Here is a 1,645-nt window from a genome sequence, read left to right on the forward strand (position 1 = left end):
GTGGTGAGGGTGTCCCAGAAGTCGCAGTGGTGGGTGGTGCCGTAGTCGTTGATGACGGTGGGTCGGGGCAGGCGCAGGGCGAGGAAGTTGTCGCGGTCGGGTTGGTAGCGGGGCCAGTGGGGTGCCTGGGGGACGGGGGCGTTGGGTGTGCCATGGTGGGCGAAGGTGGTCCAGTAGTGGACCATCTGCCGGGCGAGGTGTTGCTGGGGCGGGGTGAGGTCCTGGGCGGTGCCGCCGCCGCCGCGGAAGCGGGGGAAGAGGTACTGCAGTTCCTGCACGTGGGCGGATCCGTAGGGGAAGGAGACGGCCGGCCAGGCCACGGGCGAGTCGGGCACGTCCCATTCGTAGGCGTAGACGTCGGGAACGTACTGGCCGATCATGCGGGTGGTGCGGCGGCCGCCGGCGCTGATGAGACCGCAGTCGCCGATCACCGCGGACAGGGCCCGGCTCGCTCCGGGGTACTCGCTCAACGGGTAGCGCTTGAGGATCTCGGGGAGAGACTCCCGCGGGAGCGCGGCTTCCAGCAGAGCGGTGCGGCGCCGCCCGGTCAGGGCCTCGGCCACAGCCTGTTCGTAGTCCTCGTCGGCCAGGGTGCGGCCGGTGGAGGCTTCGACCATGGCCTGGAACCAGGTGTACTCGTCGCGGTTGACACCGTTGATGACGGGGACGTGCTGGAAGCGGCCCGTGGTGAACAGCGTCCGCATCGCGTCGGGGACGATGTCACCGTCCGCGACGAGACCGATGTGGTGCCGGCCGATGCCGTAACTGCCTTCCGGCATGGCGTTGGCGGCCTTCAGCGCACGCACGGACAGGGCCCGCAGGTTGTCGGGGCTCTGGTGGTGGCATCCCGCAGCCGAGGCCAGGTCACGGCCCACCCGCTCCCGGCTCTCCAGCGACGCGGTCATGGTGGTGGCGGCCACGCTCGCACTCTGCAGAATCACCTTGTGGAACAGGCCCGCGGAACGCGGTGAGACCATGTGCGCCAGCGCGCTGATCGCACCCGCGGACTCCCCGAAGACGGTGACGTTGCCCGGGTCGCCGCCGAACGCGGTGATGTTGTCCCTCACCCAGCACAGAGCGGCCTGCTGGTCCATGATCCCGTAGTTCCCCGACGCGTGGCCCTCGTCGTTGATCACCGGATGGGAGAAGAAACCGAACACGTTCATCCGGTAGTTGACCGAGACGAACACCACCCGCCCGTCACGGACCAGGGCACCGGGGTCGTAGTCGTTGGCACCCCCCGCCGCCAGTCCTCCGCCCGGGATCCAGAACATCACCGGCAGCCCGTCCCCCGCACCGGTCCCGGCCGGCGCGTACACGTTCAGATAAAGACAGTCCTCACTGTCACTGTCGTAACCCCATCCCGGCATGCACCCGGTGTCCTGGGCACACGGCGACCCGTGCTCGAAAGCCTCCAACGGCCCGGTCCACCCCGCAGCCGGCCGCGGCGGCCGCCACCGCAGCCCACCCACCGGAGGCGCCGCGTACGGGATACCCAGGAACTGCCGCATACCCTCCACGACCCTGCCCCGCACCGGACCCCGATCCGTCCCCACAACCGGCATGCACACCAACACCAACACCTTCCCTCCACACAGACGGACAAGAAAACGAACCACTCAGAACGAAAAACAGCCAGTCGGGC

1 protein-coding gene is annotated in these 1,645 nt (G+C 69.0%); it reads right to left on the reverse strand.

All coding sequences use genetic code 11. The features are described from left to right. Nucleotides 1-1,565 (reverse strand): carboxylesterase/lipase family protein (locus tag ACFCZF_RS40845; protein ID WP_376675987.1); only part of this gene is annotated, 1,565 nt, incomplete at its 3' end. Nucleotides 1,566-1,645 lie beyond the last annotated feature (80 nt).

The sequence above is a fragment of the Streptomyces sp. NPDC056296 genome (assembly GCF_042268605.1).
In the GTDB taxonomy this organism is placed as follows: domain Bacteria; phylum Actinomycetota; class Actinomycetes; order Streptomycetales; family Streptomycetaceae; genus Streptomyces.